This window comes from Streptomyces sp. NPDC059373 (genome assembly GCF_042751495.1).
Lineage (GTDB): Bacteria > Actinomycetota > Actinomycetes > Streptomycetales > Streptomycetaceae > Actinacidiphila.
The window spans coordinates 78,013-100,957 of the sequence record NZ_JBHYXC010000004.1; the positions used below are offsets into that span (position 1 = coordinate 78,013).

Genomic DNA, 22,945 nt, shown 5'->3' on the forward strand with positions numbered 1-22,945 from the left:
TAGGCGGAACGGCGCAGACGCATGGCCGGCGTCTTCAGATCGCGTCAGGATGCGGTCTCCACCGTGCACTCCTCGATCCATCGCGAGACGACAGAGAAGGTCGCCAAGTACTCCAGCGCCTCCTGCTGACCCCAGGGGACCTTCTCCTCGTGCGCCGCCAAATTGCGGATGCCGAGGAAGGCGCCGGCGGACAGGTACTTCGCTCCGTCCTGCCGGGCTCTCCAGGAGGGCGTAGTCCGATCACCGGGGAACCGTAGACGCGGCTTACCCGGCTCGGGGTCCGATATGCCGAAGGACTGCATGCACAAGACGTTGTCGCCGACGTCGTGGCGCTTCAGTTTCTCCTGGAGGCGACGGTTCACGGTCCGTGCTGCGGCCAGGACGGCGTCCTGGTGGGCGTTCGCGGCCCACAGCTCCGTAACCGACTTCTGAACCCAGGGATGCATGGCCTCCGTGGTGACGGAGGCTGACTTGGGGCGGCGGAAGGCCTCGAAATCCTCAGCGTTCGTTGCCAGCTCCCGGGCCAGCAGGGCCGCATGCCGAGCGGGTCCCCAGCGCCTTTGTTTCCCGTTTCCGGCAGAGGCGGCGTAGTCGCCGGCTCCCTCTTGGTAGGCGTTGGCTATCTTCCTGATCAGCGCTTCCTTGCGGACCAGCGCTTCCACGTCGCTGCGAAGATGCACGAAGGCGTTGAGCCGGTCGACGTCGGCAATGAACTCGTCCAGCTTCTGGATGGCCCACGCGTGATCCATGGCCGGAGGCTACGGGAGTCGGCTCAGCGTGCGCCGGCATTTGCGCCAGGCGGACTCCCCGCTCCTGCGCGGACGCACATCGGGCCCCGCCCTCAGGCAGCCACCGGCTTGCGGACCAGGAGGAAGGCCTGCGGCTGCTTCTCGTCCTCGCCGGGCTCGCGGAGCATCCGGGCGTGCGCTGCGAATCCGGCCTGGCCCAGCAGCTCCGCGACATGGTCGGGCGGCAGCCAGTGGACGTCGAGCGACATCGGGTGCCCATAGCCATGTTCCAGGTGTCTGCGCTCATCGCCCGCCTTGAAGGCGAGCAGCAGGTGGCCGCCGGGGGCCAGCACCCGGTGGAACTCGGCGAACACCCCTGGCAGCAGTTCCGGCGGGGTGTGGATGACGGAGTACCAGGCGACGATGCCGCCGAGCACACCGTCCTTCAGGTCCAGTGCGGTGATCGACCCCTCGTCGAACCGCAGTTCCGGGTGCCTCCGTCGGGCCTCCGCGACCATCGCCGGTGACAGATCGACGCCGAACGCATCCAACCCGAGAGAAGCCAGGTGCGCCGTCACCCGGCCCGGACCGCACCCCAGATCGGCGACCGGCCCCAGATCGCCCGCCTGCACGAGTTCCGCGAACGCGGCAAGCATCGCCCGGTCCAACGGTTTGCGGGCCAGTTCAGAGCTGAGGAGTTCGGCGTAATCGACGGCAACGGTGTCGTAGTTGGCCCGGATGGCGCTCAGGTAGGAAGGCTCCGTCATGGAGGAGGACAGTACTCGCCCGAGCTTTCCGTCACCGGTCCCGCGTATACGCTCCCTTGACCTGCCAGAAACGTAAAAGGCCTTACGCAAGTACCTGCCGAGGTGTAAGTCTACGCGCGTTACACCCGTAAACGGCGTAGACCAGGCCCCCGGAGGCGTAAGTGCCCATCAACCGCAGAGACTTCATCAACCGCTCGGCCGCGACCGGTGCGGGCGTCGCCCTCGCCGGTACGGCCGGGGTGGTCGCCGCCGCGCCGCAGGCGGCCGCCGCCGAGACGAAGAGCGGCGGGAAGGGAGGGCCTGCCCCGAAGACGTACTCGTTCTCGATCCTCGGCACGACGGACCTGCACACGCACGTCTTCAACTGGGACTACTACACCAACGCGGAGTACAAGGACACCAAGGGTGACGAGGTCGGCATCGCCAAGATCGCCACCCTCGTCGAGCAGCAGCGCGAGGCCAAGGGCCGCGACCGTACGCTGCTCATCGACGCCGGCGACATCATTCAGGGCACCTCGCTCGGCTTCTACTACGCCAAGGTCGACCCGATCACCGGCACCGACGGCAAGCCCGGCCCCGTACACCCCATGGCCGCCGCCATGAACCACATGCGGTACGACGCCGCCGCGCTCGGGAACCATGAGTTCAACTACGGCATCCCGCTGCTCCGCACCTTCCAGGAGCAGTGTCACTTCCCCCTGCTCGGCGCCAACGCCCTCGACGCCAAGACGCTGAAGCCCGCCTTTCCGCCCTACGCCATCAAGCACATCCCCGTACCCGGCCGCCCCGCCATCAAGGTCGGCATCATCGGCCTGACCAACCCCGGCATCGCGATCTGGGACAAGGACAACGTCTCCGGCAAGATGGTCTTCCCCGGCCTGGTCGAGCAGGCGGCCAAGTACGTACCCAAGCTGCGCTCCATGGGCTGCGACGTCGTCTTCCTGACCGACCACTCAGGCCTCGACGGCACCACCTCCTACGGTGACGCGCTGCCGTACGTGGAGAACGCGTCCAACCTCGTCGCCGAGCAGGTGCCCGGCATCGACGCGATCCTGGTCGGCCACACCCACGTGGAGGTGGCCACCTACAAGGTCACCAACAAGAAGACCGGCAAGGACGTTGTGCTGTCCGAGCCCTTCTGCTGGGGCAAGCGGCTGTCCGTCTTCGACTTCGAGCTCGAATTCACCTGCGGCCGCTGGGAGGTCACCTCCGTCACCTCCGACGTCCTCAACGCCAACGCGGTGGACGAGGACCCCGGAATCGTCGCCCTGCTCAAGGCCGACCACGACGCGGTCGTCACGTACGTGAACCAGCCGCTCGGCACGTGCACCGAGGAGATGTCGGCCACCGAGTCCTGCTGGAAGGACACGGCGATCATCGACTTCATCAACTACGTGCAGACGCAGACCGTCAAGGCCGGCCTGACCGGCACCGACGCCGACCTCCCCGTCGTGTCCGTCGCCGCCCCCTTCAGCCGGACCGCCGACATCCCCGCCGGGAATGTGACGATCCGTGACATCGCGGGGCTCTACATCTACGACAACACGCTGTACGGCAAGAAGCTCACCGGCGCCCAGCTCCGGGACTACCTGGAGTTCGCGGCCGCGTACTACAACCAGGTCCCGTCCGGCACGAAGGTGGACACCGCCACCCTCACCAACAGCACCTCCGGCGGCGCCACCCGCTGGGACTACACGTACGACATCGCCACCGGCCTCACGTACGAGATCGACGTCGCCAAGGCGGTCGGCTCGCGCATAGCGAACCTGCAGTACAACGGCGCGGCCATCGACGACACCCAGGTCTTCGTCGTCGCGGTCAACAACTACCGCGCCTCCGGCGGCAGCGGCTACCCGCACATCTCCGACGCCGAGATCGTCTACAACGGCGGCCAGGGCATCCAGCAGCTGCTGATCGACTACCTGGTCTCGGCGGGGGCCATCGACCCGACGGTCTTCTTCACCGACAACTGGAAGCTGACGCAGGACGGCACGCCCGTCTTCTGAGCCACATGCGTAAGGGGCCCGCGCCATGACGCGGGCCCCTTACAGGCCCAGACCCTCAGACCCCCAGACCTCAGACCTCAGGCCTCCAGCCCGAGCTCCTCCTCCGGCACCGAGATCACCCAGCGCGTCTCGCGCTTCGGCCGCAGGTACAGCAGCCAGTACAGGCACGACACCGCCACGATGCCGCCCGTGATCAGCAGGTCCCGGGTGGTCTGCTGGGTCAGCACGTACGCCAGCACCGCGATCAGCAGCACCGGCACCGCCGGCCACAGCGGCATCCGCCACGCCTGCCGCTTCTTGTGCTCCCCGCGTCGCGACGCCAGCGACGCCACCGCCACCACGATGTACATCGCGGCCACCGCCACGCCCGTCACGCCGCTCAGCGTCTCCACCGGTACGAAGCACAGCACCGCACCCGGCACACCCACCGCCAGCGTGGCCACCCACGGTGAGCCGAAGCGGCCGCCCAGCCGGCCGAAGGCCCGGTTGACCGGCTTCGGCCAGGCGCGGTCGCGCGCCGACGCGTACAGCACCCGCGAGTTCTGGATCACCATGACAATGCCCGCGTTGATGATCGCCAGCGCGATGCACAGGCTGATGAACGTGCCCATCGCCGAGTTGCTCCAGCCCTGTACGAGGGCTGACAGGTTGCCCTCCGCGAGGGTGTGCAGGTCCGGCGCGCCGAGTGTGATCGCGATGGTCGGGACGATCACGACCAGGGCCCCGATGGCCAGCGTCCACAGCACCGTCCGCGAGACCGTGCGCTTGGGGTTCTCCATCTCCTCCGACAGATACACCGCCGTGCTGAAGCCCTGCAGTACGAAGAGCGCGATCGCCAGCCCCGCGATGATCGTCCCCGCGGTCACCGCCGAACTCATCCCGTGCCCGGCGTCCGTCACCGGGTGCACCAGCACCGACGCCGACCGCGCGCTGTGCGAGAAGCCGAGGAAGGCCACGATGCCGGCCGCGACGACCTCCAGGAAGAGGAAGATGCCGGTGATCCAGGCGTTGGCCCGCAGGTCGAGCAGGCCCATCACCGTCGCCAGGAGCATGACGCCGGCTCCCGCGATCTGGCCGTTGATGTGCACGATCGGCGCCAGATACTCGCCCGTACCGAGCGCGATGATCGGCGGCACGATCATCACCACGATCAGCGACAGGACGAACACCACCCACCCGGCCAGCCGGCCGACGAGGGTGCCCACCATGGCGTACTCGCCACCCGCGCTCGGGATCAGCGTCCCCAGCTCCGAGTAGCAGAACGCCACCGCGATACACAGCACGGCGGCGATCACGATCGTCAGGGCCGTCCCCGTACCCAGATCCGCGAACAGCGGCGGCACGATCACGAACAGCGACGAGGCGGGAGTCAGGCACGACAGCGTCAGCAGCGTGCCTCCGACCACACCGATGGACCGGGTCAGTGCCTTCGGCGCCTCAATCGGCGGAGCCAGCGGCGAATGCGGGGGCGCCAAGGGGTCAAGCGTGTCGGTCATGCGGGATCCGATCGGGTCGGGCTGAGGGGGCTACCGCCTCCGGTCAAGGAAACATGAACGGAATGTGTACTTCCGTCCCGGCATGAAACCCCGCGCATCAACGACCCGTCAAGAGGTCTCGGACAACGAAATCCGTAGCTGTGAGCCGCTGTGACTCCGTAAACCCTCAAGAAACCCCGCTACCGATGCGGATTTACTCGCTTCCGGATCAGAATAGCCACGCCCCATCCCGCATCGGATCCCGGTCTCGCATCTCGGACAACGTCCCCCACGCCTGCACTCACCGCGGCCGCACCGCAACGATGCGCTGCGCTACTCCGCCTCCCGCCAGCCGTCGTACTCCTCGGCAAGCGCCGCCAGTGCCGCCGCGTCCAGTTCGCCGCGCTCGTCCTCGATGATGACGAGCCACTGGGCGTCCTCGGCGTCGTCCTCGCCGGCCAGGGCGTCGCGGACGAGCCGGGGGTGGTGGGGGAGGGCGAAGCGGGTGGCGGCTTCGGCGGCGAGCTCTTCGGCGGAGTCGCGGTCCGGGAGGACGAGAAGATGGCGTAGGTCGTTCACCGGGACATTGTGGCCGAGGTGTCCGAGGGGCGTGCGATGCTGGGCGGCGATGGCCAGGAACAGTGCGAACACGGCGGCGGACGACCCGCTCGCGCCCCTCACGCTTGCGGTGGGGCAGGAGGATCTGCTGCTCGACCGGGCGGTCCAGCAGGTGGTGGCGGCCGCGCGGGCCGCCGACGCGGACACGGATGTGCGGGATCTGGCGCCGGAGGCCCTGCAGCCGGGGACGCTGGCGGAGCTGACGAGCCCGTCGCTGTTCGCGGAGCGGAAGGTCGTCGTCGTACGGAATGCGCATGACTTGTCGGCGGAGACCGTCAAGGACGTGAAGGCGTACCTCGACGCGCCGGTCGAGGAGATCACGCTGGTGCTGCTGCACGCGGGCGGCGCCAAGGGGAAGGGCTTGCTGGACGCTGCCCGTAAGGCGGGGGCGCGGGAGGTGGCCTGCCCGAAGATGACGAAGCCGGCGGACCGGTTGGCCTTTGTGCGGGGCGAGTTCAGGGCGCTGGGGCGGTCGGCGACGCCGGAGGCGTGCCAGGCGCTGGTGGACTCGATCGGCAGCGATCTGCGGGAGTTGGCGAGCGCCTGCGCGCAGCTGGCGGCGGACGTCGAGGGCACGGTCGACGTGGCGGTCGTGGCCCGCTACTACACCGGGCGGGCCGAGGCGACGGGCTTCGAGGTGGCCGACCTGGCGGTGACCGGGCGGGCGGCGGAGGCGCTGGAGCGGCTGCGCTGGGCCCTGGCGGTGGGACAGCCGCTGCCGGGGATCACCTTCGCACTCGCGTCGGGCGTGCGGTCCATCGGCAAGCTCGCGAGCGCCCCGCGCGGCGCCAGGCCGGGAGACCTGGCCCGCGAGCTGGGCATGCCGCCCTGGAAGATCGACCGCGTACGCCAGCAAATGCGCGGCTGGACCGGCGACGGTGTCTCCGCCGCCCTCCGCGCCGTCGCCGAGGCCGACGCCGCCGTCAAGGGCGGCGGCGCCGACCCGGCGTACGCCCTGGAGAAGGCCGTGGTGGCCATCGCCCGGGCCGCGCGCCAGCGCTAGCCGCTGCGCTGCGTGCGTTGCGTGCGCTGCGCCCGGTCCGGGGGTGGGCGTCAGGCCGCCTTGAGCTTCTCCAGGGTGGCCTTGGTGTCGGTCTTGAGCCATTGCGTGGCCTCGTCGACCTGGGGCGGGTCCGTGTCGCTGTCGTAGGAGGAGAGGTAGACGCTCCAGCTCATCTGGTACGTCATCCAGCCGTCGCGGACGGCGAGAGTGGCGGCGCGGGAGCCGGAGGTGGTGCCGCTGGTGGTGTCCTCGGTGACGACGTAGGCCTCGTCGCCTATGCCGGTGACCTTCTCGACCTGGTAACCGTCGTAGCGGTCGCCGTAGTTCTCCCACTGGGCGGTGAACTCGGGGCCGGGGTCGGTGGCGTGGTGGAGGTCGACCTGGACGGAGAAGTAGGCGTCGGAGTAGGACGAGCTGGATTTCTTCAGCGAGATGCTGCAGTAGCTCTCGTCGAGTGCGTCCGCCTTGAGGGCGCTGTGGATGGGGCTGCTGTCGACCTGCGGGTACTCGTTCTTGAATGAGGAGTAGTCGACCGAGGAGCAGAGGTTGGACGTGGCCTGGTAGCCGCGCAGGTCCGCCTTCGGGGTGTTGTCGCCGCCGAGCAGGACGACACCGCCGGCCCAGAACGCGGAGGCGACCAGGGCGCCGAGCAGGATCCACAGGATTGCGCGGCCGGCTCCGCCGGATCTGACCGGTGGTGGCGGGGGCGCGTAGCCGCCGGGCGGGAGCTGGAGCTGCGGCTGGGCGTACGGATTCTGCTGGGGCGGTACGGAGGGCGGCGGGCCGTAGCCGCCGGGCGACTGCGGGTTGGGGTACGGATAGGCGCTCGGCTGTGCCGGCAGCGTGGGCTGGGACGGCGGCTGGGACGGCGGCTGGGACGGCGGCGCGGAGGGCGGCTGCGACGACTGTGGCTGCTCAGGCGGCGTGGACATGACGTGACGATAAAGCAGCACATAGTCATCCCGGCGCCAGTACGCCCAGATCGTTACGGGTGCATGACGAAGGCCCTCGCACCGACCGGTGCGAGGGCCTTCGTCTCCCTGCCCCCGCGTGGCGAACGCAGGCCGCGGGCAGGGTCTGAGCTTGTGGTGCCGGTCCGGGCGGTAGAGGGGCCGCTGCTTCCGGTTTCCGGCGGTGGTGCGTAGTGCTGGTGCTCAAAGCTGGTGGTGCGTAAAGCGGTGAAACGGAAGGTCAGGCGTTGATGCCCGAGACCTGACCGGCCAGCGCCGACTTCTTGTTGGCGGCCTGGTTCTTGTGGATGACGCCCTTGCTCACGGCCTTGTCGAGCTTCTTGGCGGCCAGACGGGCAGCCTCGGTGGCCTTCTCGGCGTCACCGGCGGCCACGGCCTCACGGGTGCGGCGGATGGCCGTCTTGAGCTCGGACTTGACGGCCTTGTTGCGCAGGCGCGCCTTCTCGTTGGTCTTGTTCCGCTTGATCTGGGACTTGATGTTCGCCACGAAAGAGCCTTTTCCTTCATTCGTTCCGGGTGAGCGCCTCGGCTGAGAGGGCACGAAGCGCAGTGGTTCAGGTTACCAGCCGTGCCACCGGCGGCCCAAACCGACGTCGGGCCGCGGACATGGGACTATGGAGGCCGACATCCTTCCATCCTGACGTATCGATCCTTCCGACCAGACTGGACCCTGCGTGCCCGCGACCCCTCTCCACGTGCCGGAGCCGAGCCGTACCGACCCGGCGCTGATCCGCAACTTCTGCATCATCGCGCACATCGACCACGGCAAGTCGACGCTCGCCGACCGGATGCTCCAGCTGACCGGTGTGGTGGACCAGCGGCAGATGCGAGCCCAGTATCTGGACCGGATGGACATCGAGCGTGAGCGCGGCATCACGATCAAGTCGCAGGCCGTCCGGCTGCCCTGGGCGCCGAACACCGGCGAGGGCGTCGGCAGCACCCACATCCTCAACATGATCGACACCCCGGGCCACGTGGACTTCACGTACGAGGTCTCGCGCTCGCTCGCGGCCTGCGAGGGTACGGTCCTGCTGGTCGACGCCGCGCAGGGCATCGAGGCGCAGACCCTGGCCAACCTCTACCTGGCGATGGAGAACGACCTCACCATCGTCCCGGTGCTCAACAAGATCGACCTGCCGGCCGCGCAGCCCGAGAAGTTCTCCGAGGAGCTCGCCAACCTCATCGGCTGCCAGCCCGAGGACGTGCTCAAGGTCTCCGCGAAGACCGGTATCGGCGTGGACGCGCTGCTCGACCGCGTGGTCCGGGACGTCCCGGCGCCGGTCGGCGTCAAGGACGCCCCCGCCCGCGCGATGATCTTCGACTCGGTGTACGACTCCTACCGCGGTGTCGTGACGTACGTCCGTGTCGTCGACGGACAGCTCAACAAGCGCGAGCGCATCAGGATGATGTCCACCGGCGCCACCCACGAGCTGCTGGAGATCGGTGTCTCCTCGCCCGAGATGACCCCGGCCGACGGCCTCGGCGTCGGCGAGGTGGGCTACATCATCACCGGCGTGAAGGACGTCCGGCAGTCGAAGGTCGGTGACACGATCACCTCCCTCGCGAAGGGCGCCACCGAGGCGCTCGGCGGTTACAAGGACCCCAAGCCGATGGTGTTCTCGGGCCTGTATCCGCTGGACGGCTCGGAGTACCCGGACCTCCGCGAGGCCCTGGAGAAGCTTCAGCTCAACGACGCCGCGCTGGTCTACGAGCCGGAGACCTCCGCGGCTCTCGGCTTCGGCTTCCGCGTGGGCTTCCTCGGGCTGCTGCACCTCGACGTGATCCGCGAGCGCCTGGAGCGCGAGTTCGGCCTCGACCTGATCGCCACCGCCCCCAACGTGGTCTACCGCGTGATCATGGAGGACGGTAAGGAGCACACGGTCACCAACCCGAGCGAGTTCCCCGAGGGCAAGATCGACGAGGTCTTCGAGCCGGTCGTACGGGCCACGATCCTCGCGCCCACCGAGTTCATCGGCTCGATCATGGAGCTGTGCCAGACCCGCCGCGGCACGCTGCTGGGCATGGACTACCTCTCCGAGGACCGCGTGGAGATCCGCTACACCCTCCCGCTCGCCGAGATCGTCTTCGACTTCTTCGACCAGCTGAAGTCCAAGACCCGGGGCTACGCCTCGCTCGACTACGAGCCCACGGGCGAGCAGTCGGCCAGCCTGGTCAAGGTCGACATCCTGCTGCACGGCGACAAGGTCGACGCCTTCTCCGCCGTCACCCACAAGGACGCGGCCTACGCGTACGGCGTGCGGCTCGTCGCCAAGCTGCGTGAGCTCATCCCGAGGCAGGCCTTCGAGGTGCCCATCCAGGCGGCCATCGGCTCGCGGGTCATCGCCCGCGAGACCATCCGCGCCATCCGCAAGGACGTCCTCGCCAAGTGCTACGGCGGTGACATCTCCCGCAAGCGGAAGCTGCTGGAGAAGCAGAAGGAAGGCAAGAAGCGGATGAAGATGGTCGGCTCGGTGGAGGTGCCGCAGGAGGCGTTCATCGCGGTGCTGTCCAGCGACGAGAACGCGGCCAAGAAGAAGTGATCCCGGGGCCCTCGGTGCCCTGACCCCCTTAACCCCCCCTTGTGCGGCAAATGGGTGATTGGCGAAAAAGCCGGGCATTCGCGGTTTCTGGTGGGCCGCTGTCGCCGTTACTCATGGTGACAGCGGCGAAGGGCGCCGCTGCGGAAGGGGAACTGAAGTGAAGTACACGAAGGCCGCCGCGATCGTCGCCGGTTCCATGATCGCGCTGGGCGCGGCGGGTGCGGCCCCGGCGTTCGCAGACAGCGGCACGCTGCCGCTGGGTGACGGTGCGACGAAGCTTCTGGAAGCCAAGGACGCGATCACCAAGACCGGCCTGAAGGCCGTCACCGGCAAGGCCGGCGAGGTGCTGGGCGGTGTGGGCAAGACCGGCGGCACGTCCCCGATGGTCGGTGGCCTGCCGCTCGGCGGCTAGTGCGCGGGTCGGCGGGCCCGCCGGTTCCGGGCGGGCCCGCCGTTTGCGTGGACGCGTGTCCGAATACGTGTATGTGTCACGTACCTCACTCGTCACGGTTGCATCGCGGCAGCCGTAGCCCCTTACAAAGCGGGTGTCATTTCTCTACCCTGATCACGACTCGTTGGTTACTCGCGAGTTAACCCAGCAAAGAGGCGGGCTCCCGGAGGTTGTCGTGACGGACACGCAGACGTTGATCGAGAATCGGCCGCCCTCCGTGGCGACGCTCTTCCTTGAGCGGGTCGAGGCGACGCCCGACGCCGATGCGTACAGCTACCCGGTACCGGCGGCGGGCGGTGGCCCCGAGGAGTGGCGGACGCTGACCTGGAGGCAGGCCGCGAGCAGGATCTTCTCCATCGCGGCCGGCCTGATGGACCTGGGCGTACGGCCCGAGGAGCGGGTGGCGATCGCCTCGGCGACCCGGGTCGAGTGGATCCTGGCGGACCTGGGCATTCTCTGCGCCGGCGCGGCCACCACCACCGTCTACCCGAGTACGAACGCGGACGAGACCGCCTTCATCCTGGCCGACTCCGGCAGCCGGGTGCTGATCGCCGAGGACGCGACGCAGCTGGCCAAGGCCGTCGAGCGGCGCGGTGAGCTGCCCGAGCTGGCCCATGTGGTCGTGATCGACCCGGCGGGCGCCGAGCTCGGCGACGACGGCTGGGCGCTGTCGCTGGCCGACCTGGAGCAGCGCGGAGCGGCGTACCTGGAGAAGAACCCGGACGCCGTGACGAAGGCGGTGGCCGCGCAGACCAGGGACCAGCTCGCGACGCTGATCTACACCTCCGGCACCACGGGCCGCCCCAAGGGCGTACGGCTGGCGCAGGACTCGTGGTCGTACATGGGCCGGGCGATCCAGGCGATCGACCTGCTGACCGACGACGACGTCCAGTACCTGTGGCTGCCGCTGGCGCACGTCTTCGGCAAGGTGCTGATCGCCGGGCACATCACGGTCGGCGGGGTCGTCGCCGTGGACGGCCGGGTCGACAAGATCATCGAGAATCTGCCGGTGGTGCGGCCGACGTACATGGCGGCCGTGCCCCGGATCTTCGAGAAGGTCTACAACGGGGTCGCCGCCAAGGCCCGCGCGGGCGGCGGCGCCAAGTACGCGATCTTCAAGTGGGCGGCCGAGGTCGCCCGCGAGTACGGCAAGGTCACCCAGGACAACTTCCGGCGCACCGGGACCCCCAGCGCGCCCTTCGGCCTCGCCGCGAAGCACGCGGTCGCCGACAAGCTCGTCTACGGCAAGCTCCGCGAGGCATTCGGCGGCCGGCTGCGCGCCTGCGTCTCCGGCTCCGCCGCTCTCGCCCCCGAGATCGGCTACTTCTTCTCCGGCGCCGGCATCCACATCCTCGAGGGCTACGGCCTCACCGAGTCCAGCGCCGCGAGCTTCCTCAACCCGGGCGAGGCCTACCGCACCGGCACCGTGGGCAAGCCCTTCCCCGGCACCGAGGTCCGGATCGCGGAGGACGGCGAGATCCTGCTGCGCGGCCCAGGCATCATGCAGGGCTACCACGGGCTGCCGGAGAAGACGGCGGAGGTGCTGGAGTCCGACGGCTGGTTCCACACCGGCGACATCGGCGAGCTGTCCGCCGACGGCTATCTCAAGATCACCGACCGCAAGAAGGACCTGATCAAGACCTCGGGCGGCAAGTACATCGCCCCGGCCGAGGTCGAGGGCCAGTTCAAGGCGGTGTGCCCGTTCGTCAGCAATGTGCTGGTCATCGGCGCCGACCGTAACTTCTGCAGCGCGCTGCTCGCCCTCGACGAGCCCACGATCCTGGGATGGGCGACGGAGAACGGCCTCGACGGCAAGCCGTACGCCGACGTCGTGACCTCCGAGGAGGTGCGCGAGCTGATCGCCGGCTACGTCCAGCGGGTCAACGACGGTCTCCAGCGCTGGCAGCAGATCAAGACCTTCCGTGTGCTGCCGCGCGACCTCGACGTGGAGCACGGCGACCTGACGCCGAGCCTGAAGCTCAAGCGGCCGGTCGTGGAGCGGGAGTTCAAGGACCTGATCGACGACATGTACGCGGGAACGCGCGAGGCGTAGACGTAAACGGGTCGGCGGCCGCCCTGCTCACGCGGGGTGGCCGCGCCCCTGGGCGTGCTCGGTGCGCAGCGCCTGGAAGGCGCGTTCCATGCCGGCGACGCGGCGGCCGAGTTCGGCGACGTCGTCGCGGTCGTCGCAGGACAGCTGCCGCTCGACCGCGCAGAGCCGTTCGTCGATGTCGGCCAGGTGCTTGTGCTCGGCGGTGACGAGGTCGCGTACCAGCAGCTCGCGCAGCTGCTCGGCCTGGACGGCGAGCTGCCGGGTCTTGCGGTGCAGGTCGAGGAAGACGGTGACCTTCGCGCGCAGCACCCAGGGGTCGAAGGGCTTGGTGAGATAGTCGGCGGCGCCGGTGGCGTAGCCGCGGAACGCGAAGCTGGTGTCGAGGTCGTTGCCGGTCAGGAAGATGATCGGGATGTCCTTGGTCTGGTCGAGGCGCTTGATGTTGGCGGCGGTCTCGAAGCCGTCCATGCCCGGCATGAGGACGTCGAGGAGTACGACCGCGAAGTCCTGGCGCAGCAGCGCCTTCATCGCCTCCTCGCCGGAACGGGCGCGCACCAGCGGCTGGTTGAGCGAGCCGAGGACCGCCTCCAGGGCGACCAGGTTGTCCTCCATGTCGTCGACGAGCAGGATTCCCGCCTGGTCGGCACGTGCGGCAGCCGCAGCGGCACCTGAAGTCATGGCGTGGGCCTCGCGTGGTCGACGGGATCATCCGGGCGGTCGGGGTCGTCGGGGCCTTCGCCGTCGTCCTGCTCCGGGGCGAGCAGGGCGCAGGCGACGCTGAGCAGCCGGTCGACGTCCACCGGTTTGGGTACGTAGTCGTTGGCGCCGCAGGCGATGGACTTCTCGCGGTCGCCGGGCATGGCCTTGGCGGTGAGGGCGATGATCGGCAGGTCGGCCCAGCGGGCGGTGCGGCGGATGGCCTCGATGGTCTCGTAGCCGTCCATCTCCGGCATCATGATGTCCATCAGGACCAGGGCCACGTCCGGTTGCCGCTCCAGGGTCTCGATGCCCTCGCGGCCGTTCTCCGCGTAGAGGACCGGCATGCCGACCCGCCCGAGCACATGGGTCAGGGCGAAGACATTGCGGATGTCGTCGTCGACGATCAGCACCCGGCTGCCGGGCAGGATCCGGCCCGCCCGGCCGTCGCGCCACTCCTCCAGGCGGGAGGTGGTGGGCCAGGTGTCGTCCTGGTCGGCGAGCATCGTGAGGCGGAACTCGCCGTCACCGGCGGTGTCGTGCTCTCCCGCGACCGGGGGGCCGGGCAGCGTCCCGGGCTCGGGCTCCCAGCCGGGACCGCCGCCCGGGCCGACGCCGCCGGACTGGCCGCCCGCGTAGACCGCGGGGACGTACAGCGTGAAGGTGGAGCCCCGGCCCGGCTCGCTCTCGGCGACGATGCGGCCGCCGAGCAGCCCGGCGATCTCGCGGCTGATGGACAGGCCGAGGCCGGTGCCGCCGTACTTGCGGTTGGTGGTGCCGTCGGCCTGCTGGAAGGCCTCGAAGATGACGGGCAGCTTGTCGGGGGCGATCCCGATGCCGGTGTCCTTGACCGAGAAGGCGATCAGTTCCTCGTCGGTGCCGGCGCCCTCGCCCCGGTAGCGGGACACGCGCAGCTCGACCCGGCCCTGCGAGGTGAACTTGATGGCGTTGGACAGCAGATTGCGCAGGATCTGCTGGAGCCGCTGCTCGTCGGAGAACATCTCGCGCGGTACGCCCTCGCCGACCGCGACCTCGAAGGCCAGGCCCCGGTCGAGGGTGATCGGGCGGAAGGTGGCGTGGACGTAGTCCAGCACCTTGATCAACGGCAGCTTCTTGGGACGTACGTCCATCCGGCCGGCCTCGATCTTGGACAGGTCGAGGATGTCGTTGATCAGCTGGAGGAGGTCGGAGCCCGAGCGGTGGATGGTGGTCGCGAACTGCACCTCCTGCTCGGACAGCCGGCCGTCGGGATTGTCGCCGAGCAGGCGGGCCAGGATCAGCAGGGAGTTGAGCGGGGTGCGCAGCTCGTGCGACATGTTGGCCAGGAACTCCGACTTGTACTGCGAGGAGGTGGCCAGCAGGGCGGCCTTCTCCTCCAGTTCGGCGTTGCTCCGCTGCAACTCGGCCTGCTGGCGCTGGAGTTCGTCGGAGCGTTCCTGGAGCTGCATGGCGAGCCGCTGGGACTCGCTGAGCAGCGACTCCGTACGGGAGTTGGCGATGATGGTGTTGATGGCCACGCCGATGGTGTTCACGAACTGGTCGAAGAAGGCCAGGTGGACATCGGAGAAGCGGGAGAAGGAGGCCAGTTCGATGACGCCGAGCAGCTTGTCCTCGAAGAGGATCGGGATGATGACGACGCTGGCCGGGGCGGCCTCGCCCAGCCCTGAATTGATCTTGATGTAGTCGGGCGGGGCCTCCTCCATCAGGATCCGCTTCTTCTCGATCGCCGCCTGCCGTACGAGGCCGTGCCCGGGCATGCCGGGGGTGTCGACGGTGGCGCCCTGCGCCGATCCGTAACCGGCGATGAAGGCCAGGCCCTTGTTCTGGTTCTGGCCGGTGGTGTCGGTCTCGGCGAGGAAGAAGGCGCCGTACTGGGCGTTCACCAGCGGGGTCAGCTCGCGCAGGATCAGGTCGGCGACCTCCATCAGGTCGCGGTGGCCCTGCATCAGACCCGCCAGGCGGGCGAGGTTGGACTCCAGCCAGTCCTTGGCGCGGGTGGTCTCGCGGAGGTTGGACACCATGAGGTTGATGTTGTCCTTGAGCTCGTCGACCTCGCCCTGGGTCTCCACGGTGATGGAGCGCGACATGTCGCCCTGGGCGACGGCGGAGGCGACCTCGGCGATGGCACGGACCTGGGTGGTGAGGTTGGACGCCAGGTCGTTGACGTTGGTCGTGAGGCGCTTCCAGGTGCCGTAGACGCCCTCGACGCGGGCCTGGCCGCCGAGCCGGCCCTCGGTGCCGACCTCGCGGGCGACGCGGGTGACCTCGGAGGAGAAGGAGGACAGGGTGTCGACCATCGTGTTGATGGCGGTCTTCAGCTCCAGGATCTCGCCACGCGCGTCCACGTCGATCTTCTTGGACAGGTCGCCGTTGGCGACGGCCGTGGTGACCTGCGCGATGTTGCGGACCTGGGAGGTGAGGTTGTCGGCCATGAAGTTGACGTTGTCGGTGAGGTCCTTCCAGACCCCCGACACCCCCAGCACCTGGGCGCGGCCGCCGAGCCGGCCCTCGGTGCCGACCTCGCGGGCGACGCGCGTCACCTCGTCGGCGAACGCGCGCAGCTGCTCCACCATGGTGTTGACGGTGTCCTTGAGCTCCAGGATCTCGCCGCGCGCGTCGACCGTGATCTTCTTGGAGAGGTCGCCGTTGGCGACCGCCGTGGTGACCTGCGCGATGTTGCGGACCTGCGACGTCAGGTTGGATGCCATGAAGTTGACGTTGTCCGTCAGGTCCTTCCATACGCCGCTGACGCCCCGGACCTGTGCCTGGCCGCCGAGATTGCCCTCGGTGCCGACCTCGCGGGCGACGCGCGTCACCTCGTCGGCGAAGGCGGAGAGCTGGTCGACCATCGTGTTGATGGTCGACTTCAGCTCCAGGATCTCGCCCTTGGCCTCGACGGTGATGGTCTTGCCCAGATCGCCCTGGGCCACGGCGGTCGCCACCTGGGCGATGTTGCGGACCTGGGAGGTGAGGTTGTCGGCCATGAAGTTGACGTTGTCGGTGAGGTCCTTCCAGACCCCCGACACGCCCCGGACGTGGGCGCGGCCGCCCAACTGGCCCTCGGTGCCGACCTCGCGGGCGACGCGCGTCACCTCGTCGGCGAAGGCGGACAGCTGGTCGACCATGGTGTTGACGGTCGACTTGAGCTGAAGGATCTCGCCCTGCGCGTCGACCGTGATCTTCTGGCTGAGGTCGCCGTTGGCGACGGCGGTGGTGACCTGCGCGATGTTGCGGACCTGCGACGTCAGGTTGGACGCCATGAAGTTGACGTTGTCGGTGAGGTCCTTCCAGACCCCCGACACGCCCCGGACCTGGGCGCGGCCGCCCAACTGGCCCTCGGTGCCGACCTCGCGGGCGACGCGCGTCACCTCGTCGGCGAAGGCGGACAGCTGATCGACCATCGTGTTGACCGTCAGCTTCAGCTCCAGCAACTCGCCGGTCGCCTCCACCGTCACCTGCCGGGTCAGATCGCCGCGTGCCACCGCCGTCGTCACCACGGCGATGTCCCGCACCTGGGCCGTCAGCCGGGCGGCCATCGTGTTGACGGCCTCGGTCACGTCCCGCCAACTGCCGGACAGGCCCTGCACCTTGGCGCGACCGCCCAGCCGCCCTTCCGTACCGACCTCACGGGCGACCCGGGTCACCTCGCCGGTGAACAGCGAGAGCTGGTCCACCATGCGGTTCACCGCCCGCCCCAGCCGCCGCAGATCACCGCGCAGCGGCCGGTTGCCGTCGTGCAGGTCCACGCGCTGCGTGAGGTCGCCGCCCGCGACCGCGTCGAGCACGCGGGTGGCGGTGGCCGCCGGTATGACCAGGGCGTCGATCAGGGCGTTGGTGGCCTGCACGCTCATCGCCCACGAGCCCTGCCCCGGACTCGGCGACAGCCGCTCGTCGAGCCTGCCCTGGCGGACCACCTCGCGGCGGACCCGGGTCAGCTCGGTGGCGAAGTGCTGCTCGCGGGCCACGATCTGGTGGAAGACCTCGGCCAGTTCGGCCATCACGCCCTCGTACGGACCGTCGAGCCGCGCCCGGAAGTCGCCGTCGGCCAGGGCTCTCATCGCTGTCAGCAGCGGCCTGAGCCCGGGTGGGGCCGACGGGGATTCGTGCTGGGGTTCGATCTGCTGACGTATTCGGGCGGAAGAGGCGGAATCAGGGGCGGGAACAGCCGATTTAAGAGCCATGACGGCCTTCTTCGGTGACTCGGCGCTTACGAGCCCGCTCAGTCTGTCACGCTGACCCTGCCACTAAGGGCGCAATGCCGGATCTGCTCAGGAGCCGCACAGTGGGGCCAGATTCCATGCCGCGCGAGTTCGTTTCCCGTACCAGCCTGCCCGGGAACCAGCTCGCCGCCTCCGCCGCGCGCAAATTCGTACGCGCCGCGCTCGCCGAGTGGACCACCCGGGACGTCTGGCCGGTCGACGGGGTCAGCGACCGGGTCGTGGACGACGCCGTGCTGGTCGTGAGCGAGCTGGTGACGAACGCCGTCATCCACGCGGGCACGACCGCCGAGGTGCTGTGCCGGCTGGACACGCTGTGCGAGCCGTGCGGGCTGGTCATCGAGGTCTCCGACCACCACCCCGCGCGGGTGATCCGCAACCCGGTGGAAATGGAGCGCGAGGGGCGCGAAGGAGGGCGCGGACTGCAGCTCGTCGCCGCGTTCTCGGAGGAGTGGGGGATCACCTACCGGCGCGACCTCAAGACCATCTGGTCCCGGATCACCGTCGAGCCCGAGGGCGAGCCGGCCGCGGACCTCACCGAGGGCGACCGCGCCCTCCAGCGCGACCTGCGGGCCGCCGAGATCCTCGCGCCCGCCCCGCTGCGTACGTACCGGCGGCACGACAGCGACTGGATCAGCCGCGGCTCGCTCTCCTTCCTCGCCGAGGCCTCCGACCTGCTCGCCGGCCAGCTCGACGAGGACATGGTCGCCTCGCTGGCCGGCCAGCTGCTGGTCCCCCGGCTCGCCGACTGGTGCGCGGTCTGGCTCAATCCGGAGGGCCCGGAGAGCGAGCCCCGGCTGGCCCGTGTCTGGCACCTCTCCGAGAACCGCATCGACGGGCTCCGCATGATCCTGGAGAAGGACCCGCCGCCCTTCTCCACCTCCGCACCGGTCCGCCCCGGCGCCATGCCCTGGCCCTGGCCCGTCGCCGCCGAGACCTTCGACCCCGGGGGTGCCGCCCTCGCCTGCCCGCTGATCGTCGGCAGCCGCTGCCACGGCACGCTGCTGCTCGGCCGTACAGGGCTCATGCGCATCCCCGACGAGGTCATCGGGCTCATCGAGGACTTCGCCCGCCGGGTGGCCCTCGCGATCGGCACGGCCCGGCAGTACGCCCGCCAGGCCATGATCAGCCAGGTCCTGCAGCGCGGACTGCTGCCCGCCACCATCGCCCGCATCCCCGGCGTAGAGACCGCCATCGTCTACGAGCCCACCGGCGCCGATGTCGTCGGCGGCGACTTCTACGACCTCTTCCCGGCCGGCGGCGGCCGCTGGTGCTTCGCCCTCGGCGACGTCCAGGGCAACGGCCCCGAGGCGGCCGCCGTCACCGGGCTGGCCCGGCCGGTGATGCGGCTGCTCGCTCGCGAGGGCTACGGGGTCGCCGAGGTCCTGGACCGGCTCAACCGCGCCCTTGCCGACGAGGCCGCCGCCGCGCTCGGCGGTGAACCGCCGCGTTTTCTCTCCCTGCTGTACGGCGAGATCGTGCCGCACTGCACCGGCCGCGGCGCCCGCTGCACCCTCGCCAGCGCCGGGCACCCGCTGCCGCTCCTCCTCTCCGCCGCCGACGGGCAGGTGCGGGCCGTCGCCCTCCCGCAGATACTGCTCGGGATCACCGACGACGCCCGGTACGAGAGCGAGTCCTTCGACCTCGGGCCGGGCGACACGCTCCTGTGCGTGACGGACGGGGTCACCGAGCGGCGCAATGGCAACCGCCAGTTCGACGACGACGACGGCCTCACGACCGCCCTGTCGGCCTGCGCGGGGCTCGGTGCCGGTGCGGTGGCGGAGCGGATCCGGCGGGCGGTGCACGAGTACGACGCGGCCCCGCCGGACGACGATCTGGCGCTGCTCGTTCTCCAGGCGCAGTGAGTCGCTGTCCGGGCGCACCGAGTCGCCGTCCCGATGCCGGACAATGGGTGGCATGCCTTCCGTACTGCCTGACGGCGAGCCCCTGCCCGAGAACGGCGCCCTGCCCATCGCCGCGCTCGCCGGTGCCGGGGAGCGCCCGCTGGGGTTCTACCTGCACGTTCCCTACTGCGCGGCGCGGTGCGGCTACTGCGACTTCAACACGTACACGGCGAGCGAGCTGCGGGGCAGCGGTGGCGCCCTGGCCTCTCGTGGCAACTACGCCGACACGCTGATCGAGGAGATCCGGCTCGCGCGGAAGGTGCTGGGGGACGACCCGCGCGCCGTCGAGACCGTTTTCGTGGGCGGCGGCACGCCGACGCTGCTGGCCGCGGGTGACCTGGTGCGGATGCTGGGCGCGATCCGGGACGAGTTCGGGCTCGCGGACGGTGCCGAGGTGACGACCGAGGCCAATCCGGAGTCCGTGGACCCCGGCTATCTGGCCGAGCTGCGGGAGGGCGGCTTCAATCGGGTCTCCTTCGGCATGCAGAGTGCCAAGCAGCACGTGCTGCGGGTGCTGGACCGGCAGCACACCCCCGGCCGCCCCGAGGCGTGCGTCGCCGAGGCGCGGGCGGCCGGCTTCGACCACGTCAACCTCGACCTCATCTACGGCACCCCGGGCGAGTCCGACGACGACTGGCGGGCCTCCCTGGACGCCGCGATCGGCGCCGGCCCGGACCACGTGTCGGCGTACGCGCTGATCGTGGAGGAGGGCACGCAGCTCGCACGGCGCATCCGGCGGGGCGAGGTCCCGATGACGGACGACGACGTCCACGCCGACCGCTACCTGATCGCCGACGAGAGGTTCGCCGCCGCGGGCTTCGACTGGTACGAAGTCTCCAACTGGGCGGCCTCCGTCTCCGGGCGCTGCCGCCACAACGAGCTGTACTGGCGCGGCGCCGACTGGTGGGGCGCCGGGCCCGGCGCCCACAGCCACGTCGGCGGCGTGCGCTGGTGGAACGTCAAGCATCCCGGCGCGTATGCGCAGGCGCTCGGGGAGGGGCGTACGCCCGGCGCCGGGCGGGAAGTGCTGGCTGACGAGGACCGCCGGGTCGAGCGCATCCTGCTCGAGCTGCGGCTCGTGGAGGGGTGCCCGCTGGACTTGCTCAAGCCGGCCGGTGCGGCCGCCGCGCAGCGCGCGGTAAGCGACGGCCTCCTGGAGAGCGGTCCTTACGCGGACGGGCGCGCCGTCCTCACCCTGCGCGGGCGGTTGCTGGCGGATGCGGTCGTCCGGGACCTGGTCGACTGATCACTCGCCGGAGTGAACCGGTGCGGATTCGCGGTGCGGCTGCCTAGGCTGTTCCTAGGCTGCTGCCGTGCAGACGGCAGCGGGAAGTGGAGGGCCACGGAGATGACCGCTGTGGATGATCGCCGGATGACTGAGTTCTTCGAGAGTCTTGAGGCTCCCGAGGGTGTCAAGGTGGAGCTCCTCAGGGGGGAAATCGTGATGATGGCGGGGCCGGACCTGGTCCACAACCTCATCGTGCAGACGGTTCAGGACGCGATTCCCCGTGATCGCTGGCACAGGCTGCAGACGCAGGACATCGATCTCCTCCGCGAGGCCAGTGAGCCTCAGCCCGATCTCGTTGTACTGGCTCGGGACTCGGCTCCCCTGTCCGGGCGGCTGCTGCCCGCTGGACTTGTCACGATGCTCGTCGAGGTGGTGTCCAAGACGAGCAAGCTCCGCGACTATGTGACCAAGCGGTCGATCTACGCGGCGGGGGGTGTACCCACGTACCTGATCATTGACCCTTTCTCGGCCAAGTGCGTGGTCCTTACCGAACCTGGCGGCGTCGGCGAGCAAGCCGATTACCGCGCCGAGCGGACCAGTAAATTCGGAGAGCCGGTTCCTCTCGACGCCGTGGGCGTGACGCTCGACACTTCGGAGTTCGGCACGCTCCCCGACGTCATGAAGGCGCCGTGACGAAGTCGATCAGCTCCTCCACCCGCCCCAGCAGCTCGGGCTCCAGGTCCTTGTAGCTGCGCACGCAGCCCAGAATCCGCTGCCAGGCCGCCCCCGTGTTCTCCGGCCAGCGCAGCGCCCGGCACACTCCCGTCTTCCAGTCCTGGCCGCGCGGGACGGTGGGCCAGCCCGGAATCCCGACGGAGGAGGGCTTCACGGCCTCCCAGACGTCGATGTAGGGGTGGCCGACCACGAGCACGTCCGCCCCCGTGACCTGAGCCGCGATACGGGACTCCTTGCTGCCCGGCACCAGGTGGTCGACCAGGACACCCAGCCGGGCGTCCGGTCCGGGGCTGAATTCGGCCACGATCGCGGGGAGGTCGTCGACGCCCTCCAGGTATTCGACGACGACGCCCTCGATGCGGAGGTCGTCGCCCCAGACGCGTTCGACCAGTTCCGCGTCGTGGCGGCCCTCGACGTAGATGCGGCCGGCGCGGGCGACCCGGGCGCGGGCGCCGGGGACGGCGAGGGAGCCGGAGGCGGTGCGGGCGGGGGTGCGGGGGGCGCCGGGGGAGGGGCGGACGAGCGTGACCTGCCGGCCCTCGAGGAGGAAGCCGCGGGGGGTGAGGGGGAAGACGCGGTGCTTGCCGAAGCGGTCTTCGAGGGTGACGGTGGGGCCCTCGGCGGACTTCTCGCAGCGGATGACGGCACCGCAGAAACCGGTGGTGGCCTCTTCGACGACGAGGCCGGGTTCGGCGGCGACCTCGGGCGCGGGGGCCTTCTTCTTCCACGGCGGGGTGAGGTCGGGACCGTAACTCCTGCTGCGCATGAGGCAGATCGTATCTAGTGCCCCTCCCGGCACTAGGACGGGCCGAAACGCGCGGCCAGTGTGTCCCGTTGGGCGCGTACGAACCGCGCGTCCACCACCGCGCCGTGGCCGGGGACGTACAGGGCACCGTCGCCGCCCAGCCGGAGCAGCTCGTCCAGGGTGGCGGGCCAGGCGGCCGGGGACGCGTCCGGGCCGGCCTGGGGTTCGCCGGACTCCTCGACCAGGTCGCCGCAGAAGACGACGCGGGGAGTGCCGGGGACGACGACCGCCAGGTCGTGCGTGGTGTGGCCGGCGCCGGGGTGGACCAGGAGGACCCGGCGGCCGCCGAGGTCGAGTTCATGGTGCCCGGAGACGAGGTTGCCGGGGCGTACGAGAGCGGCGGCGGCCTCGGCGGCGGAGGCAGGGTCGGCACCGTACGTGACCGCGTCCCGGGGCAGGGAGGGGCGTTCGCGGTCCAGGTAGGTGTCGAGGGTCACGCCGCCGTGGATCCGCACGCCGGGGAAGGCGGCGGCACCGAAGACGTGGTCGAAGTGGCCGTGGGTGAGCGCGATGTCGGTCACAGGGCGCCCGGTGAGGGCGGTGATCTGCTTGCGCAGCTGAGCGCCCTCCGCGAGGGTGGAGCCGGTGTCGATCACGAGGACGCCGTCGTCACCGGTCACGACGCCGATGGTCACGTCGAGGAAGGGCAGCCGCCGCCGGGCCACCCCGGGGGCAAGACGCTCCCAGCCGTCGGTAGTCACGCGGCGACCGTATCGGGCCGCCCTTGCCGGGGCCTTGCTACCGCGCC

The 22,945-nt window shown here is 69.8% G+C and carries 18 protein-coding genes; 8 read left to right on the forward strand and 10 right to left on the reverse strand.

Features of this window, described 5'->3' with window-relative positions:
- Nucleotides 1-44 precede the first annotated feature (44 nt).
- Together ACFXJ5_RS10495 and ACFXJ5_RS10500 are read right to left on the reverse strand one after the other, a co-directional pair.
- Nucleotides 45-749 carry a TIGR02391 family protein gene (locus tag ACFXJ5_RS10495; RefSeq protein ID WP_384629729.1) on the reverse strand — a complete coding sequence of 235 codons (705 nt, stop codon included), beginning with the start codon at nucleotides 747-749 and terminating at the stop codon, nucleotides 45-47.
- A 92-nt stretch (nucleotides 750-841) separates the two neighbouring features.
- Nucleotides 842-1,495: a class I SAM-dependent DNA methyltransferase gene (locus ACFXJ5_RS10500; RefSeq protein WP_384629731.1), complete on the reverse strand. Its 654-nt coding sequence runs from the start codon at nucleotides 1,493-1,495 to the stop codon at nucleotides 842-844.
- 161 nt (nucleotides 1,496-1,656) lie between these two features.
- Between ACFXJ5_RS10500 and ACFXJ5_RS10505 the strand changes: the two genes are divergently transcribed.
- Nucleotides 1,657-3,501, forward strand: coding sequence for a bifunctional metallophosphatase/5'-nucleotidase (locus ACFXJ5_RS10505; RefSeq protein WP_384629734.1), 1,845 nt, complete (start codon nucleotides 1,657-1,659; stop codon nucleotides 3,499-3,501).
- A gap of 77 nt (nucleotides 3,502-3,578) precedes the next feature.
- On the opposite strand, the gene ACFXJ5_RS10510 is transcribed toward ACFXJ5_RS10505, so the two are convergent.
- Together ACFXJ5_RS10510 and ACFXJ5_RS10515 are read right to left on the reverse strand one after the other, a co-directional pair.
- Nucleotides 3,579-4,997, reverse strand: coding sequence for an APC family permease (locus ACFXJ5_RS10510; protein WP_384629736.1), 1,419 nt, complete (start codon nucleotides 4,995-4,997; stop codon nucleotides 3,579-3,581).
- 312 nt (nucleotides 4,998-5,309) lie between these two features.
- Nucleotides 5,310-5,555, reverse strand: coding sequence for a hypothetical protein (locus ACFXJ5_RS10515; protein WP_384630066.1), 246 nt, complete (start codon nucleotides 5,553-5,555; stop codon nucleotides 5,310-5,312).
- 49 nt (nucleotides 5,556-5,604) lie between these two features.
- Here ACFXJ5_RS10515 and holA point away from each other — a divergent pair, with 49 nt between their 5' ends.
- Nucleotides 5,605-6,597 carry a DNA polymerase III subunit delta gene (gene holA, locus ACFXJ5_RS10520; protein WP_384629739.1) on the forward strand — a complete coding sequence of 331 codons (993 nt, stop codon included), beginning with the start codon at nucleotides 5,605-5,607 and terminating at the stop codon, nucleotides 6,595-6,597.
- Nucleotides 6,598-6,647: 50 nt separating this feature from the next.
- Here the strand turns inward: holA and ACFXJ5_RS10525 are convergent, their stop codons facing one another.
- The gene (locus ACFXJ5_RS10525) at nucleotides 6,648-7,529 is read right to left on the reverse strand and encodes a hypothetical protein (protein WP_384629741.1); all 882 of its coding nucleotides are present in this window, start codon (nucleotides 7,527-7,529) and stop codon (nucleotides 6,648-6,650) included.
- Between the two features lie 259 nt (nucleotides 7,530-7,788).
- A complete protein-coding gene (gene rpsT, locus ACFXJ5_RS10530) occupies nucleotides 7,789-8,055 on the reverse strand; it encodes a 30S ribosomal protein S20 (RefSeq protein WP_384629744.1) in 267 nt (88 codons plus the stop codon).
- Nucleotides 8,056-8,242: 187 nt separating this feature from the next.
- On the opposite strand from rpsT, the gene lepA reads away from it, so the two are divergent.
- The 3 genes from lepA (at nucleotide 8,243) to ACFXJ5_RS10545 (ending at nucleotide 12,612) form a co-directional block, all read left to right on the forward strand.
- Nucleotides 8,243-10,108: a translation elongation factor 4 gene (gene lepA / locus ACFXJ5_RS10535; protein ID WP_384629747.1), complete on the forward strand. Its 1,866-nt coding sequence runs from the start codon at nucleotides 8,243-8,245 to the stop codon at nucleotides 10,106-10,108.
- A gap of 157 nt (nucleotides 10,109-10,265) precedes the next feature.
- On the forward strand, nucleotides 10,266-10,520 hold the full coding sequence (locus ACFXJ5_RS10540) for a hypothetical protein (RefSeq protein WP_384629749.1): 255 nt from the start codon (nucleotides 10,266-10,268) through the stop codon (nucleotides 10,518-10,520).
- 214 nt (nucleotides 10,521-10,734) lie between these two features.
- Nucleotides 10,735-12,612, forward strand: coding sequence for an AMP-dependent synthetase/ligase (locus ACFXJ5_RS10545; protein ID WP_384629752.1), 1,878 nt, complete (start codon nucleotides 10,735-10,737; stop codon nucleotides 12,610-12,612).
- Between the two features lie 27 nt (nucleotides 12,613-12,639).
- On the opposite strand, the gene ACFXJ5_RS10550 is transcribed toward ACFXJ5_RS10545, so the two are convergent.
- Together ACFXJ5_RS10550 and ACFXJ5_RS10555 are read right to left on the reverse strand one after the other, a co-directional pair.
- On the reverse strand, nucleotides 12,640-13,290 hold the full coding sequence (locus ACFXJ5_RS10550) for a two-component system response regulator (RefSeq protein WP_384629755.1): 651 nt from the start codon (nucleotides 13,288-13,290) through the stop codon (nucleotides 12,640-12,642).
- Nucleotides 13,287-17,366 (reverse strand): HAMP domain-containing protein, encoded by a 4,080-nt coding sequence (locus tag ACFXJ5_RS10555; RefSeq protein WP_384629757.1) that lies wholly within the window; start codon nucleotides 17,364-17,366, stop codon nucleotides 13,287-13,289. Before ACFXJ5_RS10555 ends, ACFXJ5_RS10550 begins: the two co-directional genes overlap by 4 nt.
- 239 nt (nucleotides 17,367-17,605) lie before the next feature.
- Between ACFXJ5_RS10555 and ACFXJ5_RS10560 the strand changes: the two genes are divergently transcribed.
- The 3 genes from ACFXJ5_RS10560 (at nucleotide 17,606) to ACFXJ5_RS10570 (ending at nucleotide 21,350) form a co-directional block, all read left to right on the forward strand.
- Complete coding sequence (locus ACFXJ5_RS10560) at nucleotides 17,606-19,390, forward strand: SpoIIE family protein phosphatase (protein ID WP_384630068.1); 1,785 nt, start codon at nucleotides 17,606-17,608, stop codon at nucleotides 19,388-19,390.
- A 43-nt stretch (nucleotides 19,391-19,433) separates the two neighbouring features.
- Nucleotides 19,434-20,675, forward strand: coding sequence for a radical SAM family heme chaperone HemW (hemW, locus tag ACFXJ5_RS10565; protein WP_384629760.1), 1,242 nt, complete (start codon nucleotides 19,434-19,436; stop codon nucleotides 20,673-20,675).
- A gap of 102 nt (nucleotides 20,676-20,777) precedes the next feature.
- Entirely contained in the window at nucleotides 20,778-21,350 is a 573-nt protein-coding gene (locus tag ACFXJ5_RS10570; protein WP_384629762.1) for a Uma2 family endonuclease, read from the forward strand.
- Here the strand turns inward: ACFXJ5_RS10570 and ACFXJ5_RS10575 are convergent.
- Both ACFXJ5_RS10575 and ACFXJ5_RS10580 read right to left on the reverse strand, forming a co-directional pair.
- Complete coding sequence (locus ACFXJ5_RS10575) at nucleotides 21,334-22,158, reverse strand: DUF3097 domain-containing protein (RefSeq protein WP_384629765.1); 825 nt, start codon at nucleotides 22,156-22,158, stop codon at nucleotides 21,334-21,336. The genes ACFXJ5_RS10570 and ACFXJ5_RS10575 overlap by 17 nt on opposite strands.
- Before the next feature lie 32 nt (nucleotides 22,159-22,190).
- The gene (locus tag ACFXJ5_RS10580) at nucleotides 22,191-22,898 is read right to left on the reverse strand and encodes an MBL fold metallo-hydrolase (protein WP_384629768.1); all 708 of its coding nucleotides are present in this window, start codon (nucleotides 22,896-22,898) and stop codon (nucleotides 22,191-22,193) included.
- Nucleotides 22,899-22,945: the final 47 nt, after the last annotated feature.